Origin of the sequence: Subtercola vilae (assembly GCF_004923255.1) — a bacterium.
Lineage (GTDB): Bacteria > Actinomycetota > Actinomycetes > Actinomycetales > Microbacteriaceae > Subtercola > Subtercola vilae.
On the sequence record NZ_QYRT01000058.1, the window covers coordinates 1 to 15,519 of the forward strand.

Below are 15,519 nucleotides of genomic sequence, written 5' to 3' on the forward strand. Positions count from 1 at the left end.
TCGCCACCCCTACCCCCTCTCACCGGCACCGAAAACGCTAGGAGCACCCCATGACGGCAGACAATCCCACCCCGCTTCTCACTACTCGCAGTCTCGGCCGAACACCGCTGTTCGTGTCATCAGTCTGCGTCGGAACAAGCGCCCTGGGCAGCTTTCCGGCGCAATATGGCTACGAAGTCAGCTCAGAAACTGCCGTGGCGACCATTAAGCGAGTGTTCGACGGGCCGTTCACCTTCATCGACACCTCCAACGAGTACGGCGGGGGCGCCAGCGAGCGCCGCATCGGCCGGGCGATCCGTGAAAACGGCGGAGTTCCTGACGGATTTCTCATCGCCACGAAGGTCGACCCGCTGCCGGGTTCGACCGACTTCTCGGGCGACCGCGTCAAGAAGTCGATCGACGAGAGTCTCGAAAGATTGGGGCTCGACACCCTTCCGCTGGTCTATCTGCACGACCCCGAGAAGATCACGTTCGAGCAGGCTACCGCTGCGGGCGGACCGCTCGAAGCACTTATCGAGTTGAAACAGCAGGGGGTCATCCAGCACCTCGGTGTGGCAGGGGGCCCGATCGATCTCGAACTGCAGTACCTCGCCACCGAGGTCTTCGACGCGGTGATCAGCCACAACAGATTCACGCTGGTCGAACAGACGGCCGAACCCCTGCTCGACGACGCCCACCGCGGCGGTGTGGCATTCATCAACGCAGCACCATTCGGCGGCGGGATGCTCGTGAAGGGCCCCGACGCTGTACCGACGTATTGCTACGCACCGGTAAGCGACGGCACTCTCGCCCGGGTCCGCGAGATGGAACGGCTGTGCCTGGCCGCAGGTGTACCGCTCGCGGCCGCGGCCCTGCAGTTCTCGCTGCGCGACGAACGGGTCACCTCGACCATCGTCGGAATGTCGGAACCCGGCCGCGTCGACCAGACCGTTGCACTGGCCGGCATCGAGATTCCCGACGAGTTGTGGAGCGAACTCCTGCCCCTGGCCCACGTGGGGCGCGCCGGAATCGAAGCCTTCGCAGGGTGAGCCGTCATCGACGGCTACCGAGCAAGCGCATCAGAAACGAACAGAAAGAGCACCTCATGAAGACCAAGAAGAACCCCGAACCGGTCGATGTCGTCATCGTCGGGGCAGGGGCAGGTGGCGCAACGGCAGCAAAGGTGCTGACCGAGGCCGGAATGCGCGTCGTCGGGCTGGAGCGCGGGCCATGGCTGAAGCCCGAGCACGCCTCGGGCGACGAGCTGAAGTATCTGAACAGAAACTTCATCTGGCAAGACCCGAAGCTCAAACCGCGCACCTACCGACCGAACGACAGGGAAGAGGCCGTGGTGACCAACTTCTCGGCGACCCCTCAAGTCGTCGGGGGTGGCACGACACACTGGGGCGGCATGGTACCGCGAATGACCGAGAACGACTTCAAGCTGCGCTCGATCCACGGCGACGTCGAGGGAGCAAGCCTGGTCGACTGGCCGATCACCTACGACGAACTCGAGCCGTACTACACCCGCGTGGAGTGGGAATTCGGCACATCCGGTCTCGGCGGCGCGAACCGCTGGGAGGGCCGGCGCAGCAGGGGGTACCCGACAAAGCCGTCGCCCCTCAGCCAGATCGGCCGCACCTTCGCCACCGCAATGGACAAGCTCGGCCACAGCACGTTCCCCATGCCGCAGGGCATGGTGACGGAACCGTACCGCGGGCGGCAGCCGTTCAGCGAGAACGGCTTCTGGCAGCAATACCCCGACCCAGGAACCGGCAAGTCGTCCACGCTCATCAGCTTCATTCCCGACGCGATCAACACCGGCCTGTACGACTTGCGGTCGGATTGTTACGTCAGCGAGATTCTCGTCGGCCCTGATGGCAAGGCCACCGGGGTGCGTTACCAAGACGAAGACGGCGATGAGTGGGTTCAGCTGGCGAACGCAGTCATCGTCTGCGGCGGCGGAATCGAGACTCCGCGCCTTCTGCTGATGTCTAAGTCGGCCCTCTTTCCCGACGGGCTGGCGAACAGCAGCGGGCAGGTCGGTCGCAACGCGACGTTCCACCAGTACTCCTTCTCGGTCGGCCTCTTCGACCGTGATCTGACAGACCCGCTGTACGGATGGTCTGGGCACTACATGAGCGGGTGCTCGTTCGACTTTTACGAGACTGACGAGAGCCGCGGCCACATTCTCGGTTCGCTCATCTTTCCGTCGAACCTGGGTCACCCGGTCAACTGGAGTTTTCCCGGGCGCCCCACCTGGGGTTCGGCGGCTAAAGACGCCGACCGCGAACTGTTCAACCACACGATGAAGATCGGCATACTGCTGCACGATCTGCCGGTCGAGAGCAACCGCGTCGACCTCGATCCGACGGTGACCGACGCGTGGGGGCTACCCGTCGCTCGCATCACGCACACGCCGCACTGGAACGACTTCGCCCAAGAGAAATGGCAGGTCGCGAAGAACGGCGAGGTTCTCGAGGCGGCCGGCGCCCGAAAGGTCATCCCCGTGAACATGGAACGCATCACCGGCAACACTTCGCACGAACTCGGCACGACGCGAATGGGTGACGACCCGGCGACCTCGGTCGTCGATCGGTGGTGCCGCACGCACGACGTGCCCAACCTGTACGTGTTCGACGCGAGCTTCTTTCCGACAGCGACGGGCATCAACCCGGCACTGACGATCATGGCCAACGCGTGGCGCTGCGCCGACCAGATCATCAGGGTCGACTCGCGGGGCTGGGCGCAGGGCTAGCCGGGCATCCACCCGACCTCCCCGGCGCGCAACACTCTCTCACCACTACGACAAGGAGACCCCCTCATGGGACAAGCAGAATGGGTGACGGACCCGATCTCGACGCGCGACGTCGACGGGCCGATCTACTTCAGCGACGAAGACTGGCGCACAATCGAAGCCGCCGCCGCCCGCATCATTCCGACCGACAATCACCCGGGCGCGACCGAGGCGCACGTCGTGCGCTTCATCGACCGGATGCTCGCGGGAACCCAATTCGTGTTCGCGGCGGCCGACGGTGAAGGTTTTCTGCGCATGCAGGGCCGCGAAGAAAGGGCCTGGGCCGAGCGCATCGAACAACGCCGCGACCTGTACCGTTCGGGTCTGATTCAGTTGTGTGACGTCTCCGTCGGGCGGTTCGGTGCGCACTTCGTTGCGCTCTCGTGCGACCAGCAAGACGCTGTGCTCGAAGAACTCTCGGGTGAACCGAAGCCCACGAAGTTCTCGTTCGATGCGCCGGAAGACGACGGCCTCGGGGGCGCCCCGGCCGGAAATCAGCCGGTGAACGAAGACTTTCTGTCGTTCTTTCCGTTGCTCGTGCTGAACTCGAGGCAGGGTTTTTATAGCGACCCGGTCTACGGCGGAAACGAGAACCGCATCGGCTGGGCAGTAATCGGGTTCGACGGGCCACCCACCCTCGCCTCGACAATGGATGGCAGCTACACGACGAAGAAATACATGATCGTCGATGCGGAATGGCCGTACGAGCGACACCCGGAGGTGCTGCGCTACCGGCGGCCGTGACACCGGCGGCTGTCGCATAATGGAGGAGGCGGCAAGAGGCAGAGCAGTGAGGGGTGCAAGACCATGACGAGAACTGCGTCGAAGTCGAAAGGTGCCCGGATGGTCGACGTCGCCGCGCTGGCCGGGGTGTCTCAACAGACGGTGTCGCGGGTGGTCAACAACGCCCACAACGTGTCGCCCGACATCCGCGAACGTGTGCAGACTGCTATCGAGCAGCTCAGGTATCGGCGCAACACGGCCGCGGCGGCGCTGGCCAGCAGCCGCACGATGAACCTCGGCGTGGTCAGTTACGCTTTGTCGGTTCACGGGCCGTCGGTGGCGCTCTTCGGTATCTCTGAGCAGGCGCGCCTCAACGGATACTCCACGCGTTTGGTGACCCTCGGCGAACTCGACCACCGCAGCATCCGCTCGGCGTTGAACGAGCTCAGCGCCGACGAGGTCGACGGTGTCATCGTGCTCGCGCCGTTGTATGCCGCCCTGGAAGTGCTGCGCGGGCTTGAGAGCGACGTGCCGGTCGTGACCTTCGAGCAGGGTTCGCCGGCCAGCGCCACCAGCGTCTCTATCGACGAGGTGCGGGGTGCGCGCTTGGCTGTCGGTCACCTGCTCGACCTCGGTCACGACACTGTCTGGCACATCGAAGGCCCGCAGGGCTGGCTGGCGACGGATGCTCGGCGACGCGGCTGGGCAGAAGAACTCTCATCGCGGGGCAAGGCGCTGCCGCCTGTCGTGAAGACAGCCGACTGGAGTGCGCTTGCGGGGTACCGGGCCGGGTTGCAGTTGGCCGAGCATCCGGAGGTCACTGCTGTCTTCGCTGCCAACGATCCGTTTGCGCTGGGGGCCGTGAAGGCGTTCGACGAGAAAGGGTTGTCTGTTCCGGGCCAGATCAGCGTCGTGGGCTTCGACAACGTCGCCGAGTCGGCGTACTTTCGGCCCGCGCTGACCACGGTGTACCTCGACTTCGAAGAGATCGGGCGGCGCGCGGTCGAGCAGATTCTCGCCCTGATGAGGCGCGAAGAGTCGCAGCCGATACCGCTGATCGTGCCGAGCCTGATCGTGCGAGACAGTGCCGCGAAGCCGCTGCGACGGGCGGAGTGAGCGCACCGCTGCTGCACTACACCGGGGTTCACCACATCGCCGAATACTTTCGGGCGGCGCCCTCTGAGGCCCGTGAGACATTCGCTTGATACATGGCCGAAATACCGCGCTAGTGAGACACAATCATCTATTTTCGGTCGGCGTCGAAAGTCGTCGTGCTGGGTACGTTGCGACTCGTCCAGAGGCGATCAGAATGACCAACCAGGCACCTGCAACTCGAACTGTTTCAAAGTGTGTCCGAAATGTGTCCAAAGACGAGAACCAGAGGCAAGCAAAAGGCCATACTTCCTCCCGAAGAAAGGGAAGTAGGGCCTTCGCAATGAGTACCCCCAGAGGGACTCGAACCCTCACTGTGTCGATTTTAAGTCGACTGCCTCTGCCAATTGGGCTATGGGGGCCCGTAAAACCGTCACTCTGCTAAACACGAACCGCACGACCCGAACATCAGGCCGTGCGGTCAGTGAGAGAGCATGTGACGAGTACGCCTACTCTTTCGAGACGGCGCCGCCCACGACGACGGGTGCATCCGCCGGCCCCGGATGCCCGGCAGGGGCCTCAGCGGGCGCAGCAGCGGCCGGCGCAGCGGGGCGCGGGCGCGATGCGAACTCTTCGAACGCGGCACGAGGGGTGACGCGGGCTTCGAGCGAAACGATGTCGCGGCCGAGGAAGAAGTTGAGCACCCAACCCCAGATGACGCGGAACTTGCGCTCGTAGCTCGGCATGGCGAGACCGTGGTAACCGCGGTGCATGAACCACGCGAGAATACCCGTGATGCCGATCTTGCCCGACTGGAATGCGCCCACACCGATACCGAGACCGGCGACGGCGCCCGCATTCTTGTGGAAGTACTCGTGCACCTCTTCGCCACGCAGCTCGGCAACGAGGTTCTTCGCGAGCAGCTTGCCCTGGCGAACGGCGTGCTGGGCGTTGGGAACGCAGAAACCGCCCACGCCGCCACCGGTGAGGTCAGGAACAGCAGACACGTCGCCGGCGCCCCAGGCGTCGATCACGATCTCGTTGTTCTCGTCGTGCACGCGAAGGTCGGGGCGCACGCGCAGGCGACCTCGTTCTTCGATGGGCAGGTCGGTGTTCTTCAGCATGGGGCTGGCCATGACGCCGGCCGTCCACACGATGGTGTCAGATTCGAATGACTCGCCGGTCGAGAGCTCGATGACGCCGCCGACGGCAGACTTCAGCTGGGTGTCGAGATGGATCTCGGCGCCGCGCTCGGCCAGGTTCTTGATGACCCAGCCTGCGGTCTTCAACGAAACCTCGGGCATGATGCGGCCCATGGCCTCGATGAGGTGGAAGTGGGTGTCTTCGAACGCGAGCTCGGGGTACTTCGAGAGCAGGTCGCTGGCGAACGAACGCATCTCGGCGAAGATCTCGATGCCGGCGAAACCGCCGCCAACCACGACGAACGTGAGCAGACGGTCGCGCTCGGCACCTTCGGGCAGCTGCGATGCCTTGTCGAAGTTGGTGAGGATGCGGTCGCGGATGGCGACGGCCTCTTCGATGGTCTTGAGGCCGATGGCCTCGTCGGCGACCCCGGGAATGGGGAACGTGCGGGAGACCGAGCCGGCCGTGACGACGATCATGTCGTACTCGAGCTCGTAGGCCTCACCGATGTTCGGGGTGATGGTGGCCGACTTCTCGCCGTGGGTGATCTTGGTGACCTTGCCGGCGATGATCTTGGTCGACTTCAGGTGACGACGAAGCGAGACGACAGCGTGGCGGGGCTCGATGGAGCCGGAGGCGACCTCCGGCAGGAAGGGCTGGTAGGTCATGTACGGAAGCGGGTCGACGACAGTGACCTCGGCCTCGCCGCGGCGAAGCCAGTTTTCGAGCTTCCAGGCGGTGTAGAAACCGGCGTAGCCGCCGCCGACGATCAGGATTTTGGGCACAGTAAAGGATCTCCTCAGTGAAGGTACAAGCCATAGGCTACTACCTTCGCAGCGCTGCCCCGGCACACCGAAACGGCCGGAACGCCGCGAAGCTGTTCACGGGCCCGCACTGGCCTTAGGTAAGAGAGTAGTCGATGCACTCGCACACGAGCGGCGACCAGTCTCCGCGTGCCAGCGCCAGGTCGCCGATGGGGTTGACCCCGGGCCCCGCTGACAGAGCGTGTGCGGCCAGCGCGTGCAGGCATTTCACGCGCACGGGCATACCGCCGGCCGAGATGCCGGCGATCTCGTCGACCACCGCAATGCCCTCGCGGTCGGCGATGTACTGCTCGTGGGCAGCGACGTAGGCGGCCTTCACTTCTGCATCGTCGGCGAGCATCGCCTGGTACTCGGGCATCACCTGGGTGGCCTCGAGGTCTGACATCGCCGCCGTGGCCGCGGGGTGGCTCAGGTAGTAGAGGGTGGGAAACGGGGTACCGTCGTCGAGCCGGGGGGCCGTCGCCACAACCGTGGGGGCTCCGCACACACAGCGCGCAGAGATTCCGAGCACGTTGCGCGCGGGCCTGCCGAGCTGTGCCGAAACGGTGGCGATATCGGCGGCGGTGGGCGGGTCGAACGGTGGTGTGGTCATTTGCTGCCTGTAGGGGTAGACCCGAGTTGATCGGGGGTTTGGGTACTCAACGCCGCGGTCATGCCTGAGGCGAACAGGGCCGCCATCCAATTGCTCTGGGTCGACTGGATGCTCGTGCTCACCGGCGCGGTGGCCGCCGCCGCCCCGGGCTTGGTGTCGTCGAGCACCAGAAACCCGGTCTCGCCGGGCATCACGAAGTAGAGCCGGTCGCGGGCCTCGGCGCGAATGTAGGCCGGGTCGCTCCACCGGGCGACCTCTGACGTGAGCGCCGAGTTCTGCGTCTGGGCGGCAGCCACGCTCTGCTGCAGGTCGGCGATCTGCTGGCGCTGCTCAATGAAGATGCGGGCACCGGGTGCCACGATGACGACGAAAAGCACCAGCACGATGAGCATGAGCACGGTGAAACCGGAGAACCGTATGCTGCGCAACCAGTTCGTGGGCTGGTTCTCCCCCGCGCGTGCGGGAGCTGCGGGTCTGTGCTTTTCGAATGGTCGCATCGGGATGTTCCTCACAACTGTCTTTCGTGCGTGAGGAACACCCCCGCGAGACTTACGCCCGGAAGCGCGGGAACGCCGTGCGGCCGGCGTAGACGGCTGCTTCGGCGAGCTCTTCTTCGATCCTCAAGAGTTGATTGTACTTAGCGACGCGCTCGCTGCGGGCAGGCGCACCGGTCTTGATCTGACCCGAGTTGGTGGCAACGGCGAGGTCGGCGATGGTGGTGTCTTCGGTCTCGCCTGAGCGGTGCGACATCATCGTGGTGTAACCCGAACGCTGTGCAAGCGAGACCGCGTCGAGCGTCTCGGTGAGCGTGCCGATCTGGTTGACCTTCACGAGCATCGAGTTGCCGGCACCGAGCGAGATGCCCTTGGCCAGGCGCACCGGGTTGGTGACGAACAGGTCGTCGCCGACGATCTGAACCTTGCTGCCGATCGAGGCGGTCAGGTGCTGGTAGCCCTCCCAGTCGTCTTCTTCGAGCGGGTCTTCGATGGAGACCAGCGGGTAGTTGGCGAGCAGGTTCTCGAAGTAGCTGCTGAGCTCGGTCGACGAGGTCGCCTTGCCCTCGAACTGGTAGGCGCCGTCGCGGTAGAACTCACTGGCAGCGACATCCATGGCCAGGGCGATGTCTTCACCGGGCGTGAAACCGGCGGCCGTGATGGCCTCGAGAATGAGGTCGAGCGCAGCGGCGTTCGATGACAGGTTCGGCGCGAAGCCGCCCTCGTCGCCGAGCCCGGTGGAGAGACCCTTCTTCGACATGAGCGACTTGAGCGCGTGGTAGGTCTCGACGCCCCAACGCAGGGCCTCAGAGAACGTCTCGGCGCCGATGGGCGCGATCATGAACTCCTGGATGTCGACGTTCGAGTCGGCGTGTGAGCCACCGTTGATGATGTTCATCATCGGAACGGGCAGCACGTGCGCGTTCGGGCCGCCGACGTAGCGGAACAGGGGCAGGTCAGCCGAGTCGGCTGCCGCACGGGCCACGGCCAGCGAGACACCGAGGATGGCGTTCGCGCCGAGGCGGCTCTTGTTCTCGGTACCGTCGAGGTCGATCATCGCGCCGTCGATCAGACGCTGGTCGCTTGCGTCGAAACCTTCGAGCGCCGGGCCGAGCTCGTCGATGACGGCATCGACGGCCTTCAGCACGCCCTTGCCGAGGTAACGGCTCTTGTCGCCGTCGCGCAGTTCGTATGCCTCGAACGCGCCGGTCGACGCGCCAGACGGAACGGCAGCGCGGGAAACCACGCCATCGTCGAGCAGAACCTCGACCTCGACGGTGGGGTTACCACGCGAGTCGAGTATTTCGCGAGCGCCTACGGCTTCGATCAGTGCCACTGGATTGTCTCCTCAGGGTTGAAAATTGCGGATGACGCCGGGAGCGGGCATCCGGGCCCCAGTCTAACGACGAGACGAGCGAGTTACCCTTCGCCGACGCTCAGGGCTTCGGCCTCGATGAGCTCGGTCTCTTCGCCGCCGTTGTCGACACGGGCCAGTGTCTTGCGGCCGAACACCACGAACAACGCAGCCACGATCACTGAACCGGCAGCGGCATACATGGGAAAGCCGGGCGTGATGGCCGCGGCCAGAGCTGCGGCGGCGGGCGGGGCAATGGCGCCGCCGAGAAAGCGCACGGCCGAGTATGCCGATGACGCCACCGTGCGCGGCAGGTCGGTCGCCATCATCACCGACTCGGTGAGAACGGTGTTGACCACTCCGAGCATGAGGCCGCCCACCACGATGCAGACGATGAGCCCGACGGTCGAGGCGATGAGCAGACCGCCGGCGACGAGGTCGAGAGCGAGCAGCACCAGTGCCCCCGTGAGGGCGGTCGTACGCTTCATGCGCGCGGTGAGCATCGGGGCGACGAACACCGAGGTGACGGCGACGCCCATACCCCAGCCGAAGAACGTGAAGCCGAGGCCGATGGCATTCAGCCCCAGCGGAAACGGCGTGTACGCGAGCAGGGTGAAGAAGCCCATGTTGTAGAACAGGGCGGTGAAGGCGAGCAGCCGGATGCTCGGGTTGCCCAGTGCCCGCAGCGGAGCACTCAACCGGGTCGGCGTACGATCGGCCTTCTCGTCTTTCTGGAGCAGCACGGCGATGGCGACAAACCCGACTGCCATGAGCACGGCCGTGCCGAAGAACGGCCCGCGCCAGCTGATCGAGCCGAGCAGGCCCCCCAGCAGCGGGCCGATCGCTATGCCGAGGCCGAGCGCGGCCTCGTAGAGCACAATGGCGCTCGAGGCTCCCCCGCTGGCGGCGCCGACGATCGTCGCGAGCGCGGTGGAGATGAAGAAGGCGTTGCCGAGGCCCCAGCCGCCGCGAAAACCGATGACGGCTTCGACGCTGCCCGAGGCGCCCGCGAGCGCCGCGAAAACCACGATCAGCGCGAGGCCGATCAGCAGCGTCTTCTTGGCGCCGATGCGGCTCGACACGAAGCTGGTGATGAGCATCGCGAGGCCCGTGATGACCAGGTAGCTCGTGAAGAGCAGGCTGGTCTGCGTGGGGCTGGCGTGAAGACTCGAGGCGATGGCCGGCAGAATCGGGTCGACCAGACCAATGCCCATGAAGGCGATGACGCTGGCGAAGGCGACAGCCCACACCGCTTTGGGCTGGTGCAGAATACTCGTTCCGCCGGCACCGTGTGGCGCGTGCACTGACATCGTTACGCCGCCATCTCCTGAACCGTGATGCGGTCGCCGATCAGGTCGGTGGCCTCAGAGAGCACCCCGAGTTCGCGAACGCTGAGATCGGCGAAGAGGGGCTCGAGCGCTGCGCCCAGGCGGTAGCGCCAGTCGTTCAGGGCATTCTGGCCCTTCGGGGCGATGGCGATGTGCCACGCACGGGCGTCAGAAGAGTCGGCGATGCGCTTGATCCACTCGAGCTCGTTGAGGTTCGCGACGATCTTGGTCATCGTGGGCTGGCTGACACGACTGGCCAGGGCCAACTCGCCGATGCGCATGGGGCCGGCCGATGTCAGAACGCTCAGGGTTCGCCAGGCGGCGGGTGAGGTGCTGTCTCCCGTGGCCTGGGCCGCGAGACGGGTAAGACGGTGGGTGACCGTTACAAGATCACCGAGAAGTACTGAGAGTTCGCTGTTCACTTGATTAATTGTATAGCTGAACTATGTATATACCAAATGTGCCAGGGCACAGCTGCGGGCCGGCCGGCCGAAAGAGGCTGGCGCCGCAGCCACGGGTCAGATCGGTTTGACCTCGAGGTCTTCCACGGAGTGGGTAGCGGGGGTCACGAACGCGAAGCTGCCAAAGCCTGAGGCCTGGGCGCGATCGAGTTGCGCCTTGGTGTTCTTGGTGCGGCGTTCGAGTCGCACGCGGGTTCCGGAGGCGATGAGCTGCGTCTTCAGGCCCACGAGTTGGGCAGGAGAGGCGGAGGGGTCGTGCAGCAGCAGCAGGGCATCCGGAGCCCCCACCGAGTCTGACTGCAGAAGATCGACGATGCGCTCGAACCCGATCGAGAAGCCGCAGGCCGCCACCTCTTGGCCGAGAAAGCGGCCGATCATGCCGTCGTACCGGCCCCCGCCGCCGAGCGAAAAGGTGAAGTCGGGGTGGGCGATCTCGAAGATGGTTCCTGTGTAGTAGCCCATGCCGCGCACCAGAAACGGGTCGAAGACGAGCTTGGCGGGGTCGATGACGTCGGCGAGGGCGGCAAGCTCAGCAATGAGGGCTTTGTCGACGCCGGCGGGCAGCGCCTTGGTGATGGCGCGCACGCCGAACGGGTTGAACTCGAGGGTCGTGACGCGGTGAAAGAACGCGTCGAGCGCGTCGACAGCAGCCGGGGTCGCGCCGCGTTCGCGCAGCTCTGTCACCACGCCGTCGGCTCCGATCTTGTCGAGCTTGTCGACGGTGATCAAGACCTGTGGATGCTCGGCGGCACCGAACCCGAACACATCGAGCATCGCGGTGAGCACGCGGCGATCGTTGATGCGAATGGTGCAGCCGGCCAGCCCCAGCTCATCGAGCGTCGCGAGAGTGGCCGTGATGATCTCGGCCTCGGCCAGCTGGCTCGGCTCGCCGATGATGTCGATGTCGCACTGCACGAACTGGCGGTAGCGGCCCTTCTGCGGGCGCTCGGCTCGCCAGACAGGGGCGATCTGGATGGCACGGAACACGCTCGGCAGCTCGCCGCGGTGACTGGCGTAGAACCGAGCGAGCGGAACGGTCAGGTCAAAGCGCAGCCCGAGGTCGGCGAGCTGCTGTGCGTCGCCCTCTGCGGCCGCCTTCTCGAGATCTTCGGTGGGAATCGCGCGCTTCAGCACGCTGAAGCTCAGCTTCTCGTTGTCGCCGCCGAGGCCGGAGTGCAGGCGCTCGATGTCTTCCATGACCGGGGTCTCGATCTCGTCGAACCCGTGCGCGGTGTAACTCGTGCGGATGATGCCGAGCGCACGCTCGCGGGTCGCCTTCTCGGCGGGCAGAAAGTCGCGCATGCCGCGGGGCGGGGTTATTGCTTGGGCCATGGGTCAATTGTGCCAGCCCGCGGCGTGGGCGAGTGCGCGCGGGTGGCGCGCAGTCAGTCGGCGGCGGGGAGGGCGATCACGCCGGCGTCGAAGGTGTCAGCGGCGAGGCCGGTCGGGTGGGCATCCGGAGCCGGAACCGACGCCGACGCCGACGCCGCTTCGGCCTCACGGATCTCGCCCGAGAGATCGCGGAGCGCGTTTCGGAGCGCCCGCTCGGCGTCGAAGCCCTGCGTCTTGGCCGAGAGTGCGATGGCGAGCAGCAGCGGCCCGAGCTCGTCTTCGCTGGCGAACGCGATGGCCGGGGGCGCCGCGGCGTCGAGCACACCGACCTTCTGCGCCTTGCCGAGCAGCTTGTCGGCGAGCAGCAGCGAGGGCATGCCGAGCGGAATTCCGTCGAGCACGCTCGTGCGACCGGGCTTCTCGACGGCCTTCAGGTCGTCCCACATGCCCACCACATCGGCGGCGCTCTCGGCCGTTGCGTCACCGAAGACGTGCGGGTGCCGGCCCACCATTTTCGCGGTCGTGTGGGCCGCGACATCCTGAATGTCGAAGCTCTCACCCGCGGTGTGCGCCGCGAGATCGGCGTGGAAGATGACCTGGTACAGCACGTCACCCAGCTCTTCGAGCAGGTCTTCGCGCGAGCCCGACTCGATGGCGTCGACCAGCTCGTGCGACTCCTCGATGAGGTAGCGCACGAGAGAGGAATGGGTCTGCTCGGCATCCCACGGGCATCCGCCGGGGGCACGGAGGCGTGCGGTGACGGCGATGAGCTCGTCGAGCTTCGACGCGGCGGCGTGTTCGGTCGCGGCTTCCGGATGCCCGGCTCGAACTGACCCGTCAAGCACCTGCGCGGCCTCGCCAGCGACTGCACCGCCCGATTCGGCGGCGGGGCGCGGGGCATCGGCATCCGATGGGGGCGAGGAGAACAGCGGAATGGTCACAGAACCTTCAATCGATGAGCCCCGCCCGGCGCGGAGAGGCTTTCGATAGACTGTAACCGGTGTGCCGGGAAGTCTGGTCGGCGGGCGGCGAAGAGCCGCTCTTCTGTTCGATGTGTCGACAAGTCGACGGTCAGGAGACCACATGAACGCGCAAATCCCGAACGACACACCCCACGTGAGTTTTCTTCGCTCCGAACGTAATGCGGCCGCGCTTCTGTTGGTCGCCGCGGCTCTCGGCCTGGTGCTCGCCAATTCGCCCGTTGGTTCGGCGCTCTTCGATGCGAAGAATGCCCACGTCGGGTTCGCTGGCATCGGCCTCGACCTGTCGCTCGGGCACTGGATCAGCGACGGCCTGCTGGCCATCTTCTTCTTCATCGTGGCCGTCGAGCTGAAACACGAGCTCGTCGCCGGGTCACTGAACTCCCCCGCCAAAGCGATCGTGCCCGCCATTGCGGCACTCGGCGGGGTCATCGTGCCCGCGGGCGTCTTTCTGATCGCCACGATCGGTAGCCCCTACGGTGACCGATGGCCCATCCCCACCGCCACAGACATCGCATTCGCTCTGGGTGTGCTCGCCATCTTCGGCCGAGCGCTGCCCACCCGCGTACGCATCTTCTTACTGGCGCTGGCTGTGCTCGACGACCTCGTGGCCATTCTGATCATCGCGGTGTTCTTCACCACGTCGCTCAACCTGCCCGCGCTCGGCGGTGCCGCCGTGGCCATCGTGGTGTTCGCGCTGCTCAGCCGCGCACTGGCTCGGCGCCGAACGACCGAACGCGGCGGGCAATGGATGATCGTGGCCGCCATGATCGTCGTCGCCATCGCAGCGTGGTACTTCATGTACCAGTCGGGCGTGCACGCCACGATCGCCGGAGTGGCGCTCGGGCTCGCCATGGCCGGCCCGCCGGCTGCCCGTGCGGCGCACGCACTGCAGCCGATTTCAAACGGGCTCGTTCTACCGCTGTTCGCCTTCGCCGCGGCGCTGGTTGCCATACCGTCGGTGGGCATCGGGCAGCTGACGCCGGCGTTCTGGGGCATCCTCATCGCGCTTCCCGTTGGCAAGGTGGTGGGCATCACCGTGGCGGGAGTGATCGCGAACCGCACGGTCGGCCGCAACTCGCCTGCGCTGCTCAGCCTCGCTGACCTCGTGATGATCGGCGGGCTCGGCGGCATCGGATTCACCGTGTCACTCCTCATGAACGAACTCGCCTTCGCCGGGCTCGACGAGGTCGTCGACGAGGGCACGCTCGCGGTGCTGCTCGGTTCGGCGGTGTCGATCGTGGTGGCCGCTGTGCTGGTGAGCCGGCGTTCGCGGGCGTACGGCGCAGCGGATGCGGATGCGGATGCGGATGCGGCTGGTGCGGCAAGTGCGGCAAGTGCGGCAAGTGCGGCAAGTGCGAGCACGCTACCGGCGGGCGGCGGCGCAGACCGCGGCGGCTCAAACGGCACGTCGGGCGGCATGGATGGTGAAGGAACGAAGGGCGACGCGAGCGACGGTGCAGCATCCGGAGCCAGCAGAGCCGGTAACGTGAACGAGTGACCTCGGCTCCCGGTACTGCGCCGCGGCCAGCCACGCTCTGGCCCGTCGGCATCGTGGTGGCCGGGCTGGCGTGCCAGGAGGTCGGCGCATCGTTCGCGGTGGTGCTCTTTCCGGCGGTCGGTGCGCTCGGCATGGTCACGCTGCGCCTGGTGTTCTCTGCCATCATTCTGATGATCGTCTGCCGGCCCCGAATGCGCGGCTACAGCCGCAGTGACTGGATGACCGTTGTCGGGTTCGGTGTTGTGCTCGCCAGCATGAACATGCTCTTCTATGAGGCACTCGACAGGCTGCCGCTCGGAACAACCGTGACTATTGAGGTTCTGGGGCCGCTCGTACTGTCGGTTGTGGTGAGCCGGCGGGCGTCGAGCTGGCTGTGGGCAGTGCTCGCGTTCGCCGGGGTCGTGCTGCTGAGCCAGGCGGGGTCGGGATCGCTCGATCCGGTGGGTGTCGCGTTCGCCGCGGCGGCCGGAGCATGCTGGTCGGGCTACATTCTGCTCTCGTCGCGGTCGGGCGCGCGGTTCCCGAAGCTCGACGGCATTGCTCTGGCGATGGCCGTGGGGGCACTGGTGTCTCTACCGTTCGGAATCGTTTCGGCGGGGGCATCGATCATCCGGCCCTCCTCGCTTCTGCTCGGGTTGGCAGTTGCGGTGCTGTCGTCGACGATTCCGTATGCGTTCGAACTGCTGGCGCTCCGCCGGCTGCCCGAAGCGACGTTCTCGGTTCTGATGAGCCTCGCGCCCGCCATCGCGGCGCTGGCCGGTCTCGTCATCCTGGGCCAGCAGCTCACCTGGGTCGAGGCGCTCGCCATCGCCCTCGTCATCGCGGCGAGCATCGGCGCCGTGCGCGCCGCCGCCATCCGCGCCCGTCGCGCGGCCGCGGCCCTCCCCGCGCCCTGACCCCGGGGCGCCCTCCCTCCCTC

General features: G+C 65.9%; 14 protein-coding genes and 1 tRNA gene. 6 read left to right on the forward strand and 9 right to left on the reverse strand.

Annotated features, from left to right (window positions below):
- Window positions 1-50: 50 nt before the first annotated feature.
- The 4 genes from D4765_RS17645 (at window position 51) to D4765_RS17660 (ending at window position 4,615) form a co-directional block, all read left to right on the forward strand.
- A complete protein-coding gene (locus D4765_RS17645; protein WP_136643630.1) occupies window positions 51-1,028 on the forward strand; it encodes an aldo/keto reductase in 978 nt (325 codons plus the stop codon).
- A 56-nt stretch (window positions 1,029-1,084) separates the two neighbouring features.
- Window positions 1,085-2,737 carry a GMC family oxidoreductase gene (locus tag D4765_RS17650; protein WP_136643631.1) on the forward strand — a complete coding sequence of 551 codons (1,653 nt, stop codon included), beginning with the start codon at window positions 1,085-1,087 and terminating at the stop codon, window positions 2,735-2,737.
- Window positions 2,738-2,803: 66 nt separating this feature from the next.
- Window positions 2,804-3,520, forward strand: a complete 717-nt coding sequence (locus tag D4765_RS17655; RefSeq protein ID WP_136643632.1) for a gluconate 2-dehydrogenase subunit 3 family protein — start codon at window positions 2,804-2,806, stop codon at window positions 3,518-3,520.
- 63 nt (window positions 3,521-3,583) lie between these two features.
- On the forward strand, window positions 3,584-4,615 hold the full coding sequence (locus tag D4765_RS17660; protein WP_323513102.1) for a LacI family DNA-binding transcriptional regulator: 1,032 nt from the start codon (window positions 3,584-3,586) through the stop codon (window positions 4,613-4,615).
- A gap of 324 nt (window positions 4,616-4,939) precedes the next feature.
- On the opposite strand, the gene D4765_RS17665 is transcribed toward D4765_RS17660, so the two are convergent.
- The 9 genes from D4765_RS17665 to D4765_RS17705 all read right to left on the reverse strand — a co-directional run bounded on the left by D4765_RS17665 (window position 4,940) and on the right by D4765_RS17705 (window position 13,060).
- Window positions 4,940-5,013 (reverse strand) — tRNA-Leu (locus D4765_RS17665).
- An 87-nt stretch (window positions 5,014-5,100) separates the two neighbouring features.
- Window positions 5,101-6,519 carry an NAD(P)/FAD-dependent oxidoreductase gene (locus D4765_RS17670; protein WP_136643633.1) on the reverse strand — a complete coding sequence of 473 codons (1,419 nt, stop codon included), beginning with the start codon at window positions 6,517-6,519 and terminating at the stop codon, window positions 5,101-5,103.
- A gap of 115 nt (window positions 6,520-6,634) precedes the next feature.
- Window positions 6,635-7,150, reverse strand: a complete 516-nt coding sequence (locus tag D4765_RS17675) for a DUF501 domain-containing protein (RefSeq protein ID WP_136643634.1) — start codon at window positions 7,148-7,150, stop codon at window positions 6,635-6,637.
- Window positions 7,147-7,647 carry an FtsB family cell division protein gene (locus D4765_RS17680; protein WP_136643635.1) on the reverse strand — a complete coding sequence of 167 codons (501 nt, stop codon included), beginning with the start codon at window positions 7,645-7,647 and terminating at the stop codon, window positions 7,147-7,149. The genes D4765_RS17675 and D4765_RS17680 overlap by 4 nt, the downstream gene beginning before the upstream one ends.
- A gap of 52 nt (window positions 7,648-7,699) precedes the next feature.
- Complete coding sequence (gene eno, locus D4765_RS17685; RefSeq protein ID WP_136643636.1) at window positions 7,700-8,980, reverse strand: phosphopyruvate hydratase; 1,281 nt, start codon at window positions 8,978-8,980, stop codon at window positions 7,700-7,702.
- Window positions 8,981-9,063: 83 nt separating this feature from the next.
- Window positions 9,064-10,308 carry an MFS transporter gene (locus D4765_RS17690; protein ID WP_136643637.1) on the reverse strand — a complete coding sequence of 415 codons (1,245 nt, stop codon included), beginning with the start codon at window positions 10,306-10,308 and terminating at the stop codon, window positions 9,064-9,066.
- Between the two features lie 2 nt (window positions 10,309-10,310).
- Window positions 10,311-10,748: a MarR family winged helix-turn-helix transcriptional regulator gene (locus tag D4765_RS17695; protein ID WP_136643638.1), complete on the reverse strand. Its 438-nt coding sequence runs from the start codon at window positions 10,746-10,748 to the stop codon at window positions 10,311-10,313.
- 96 nt (window positions 10,749-10,844) lie between these two features.
- Window positions 10,845-12,119 carry a histidine--tRNA ligase gene (gene hisS / locus D4765_RS17700; protein WP_136643639.1) on the reverse strand — a complete coding sequence of 425 codons (1,275 nt, stop codon included), beginning with the start codon at window positions 12,117-12,119 and terminating at the stop codon, window positions 10,845-10,847.
- Between the two features lie 53 nt (window positions 12,120-12,172).
- Entirely contained in the window at window positions 12,173-13,060 is an 888-nt protein-coding gene (locus tag D4765_RS17705) for a nucleoside triphosphate pyrophosphohydrolase (protein WP_237280541.1), read from the reverse strand.
- 142 nt (window positions 13,061-13,202) lie between these two features.
- On the opposite strand from D4765_RS17705, the gene D4765_RS17710 reads away from it, so the two are divergent.
- On the forward strand, window positions 13,203-14,600 hold the full coding sequence (locus D4765_RS17710; protein ID WP_237280542.1) for a Na+/H+ antiporter NhaA: 1,398 nt from the start codon (window positions 13,203-13,205) through the stop codon (window positions 14,598-14,600).
- On the forward strand, window positions 14,597-15,496 hold the full coding sequence (locus D4765_RS17715; protein WP_237280543.1) for an EamA family transporter: 900 nt from the start codon (window positions 14,597-14,599) through the stop codon (window positions 15,494-15,496). The genes D4765_RS17710 and D4765_RS17715 overlap by 4 nt, the downstream gene beginning before the upstream one ends.
- Window positions 15,497-15,519: the final 23 nt, after the last annotated feature.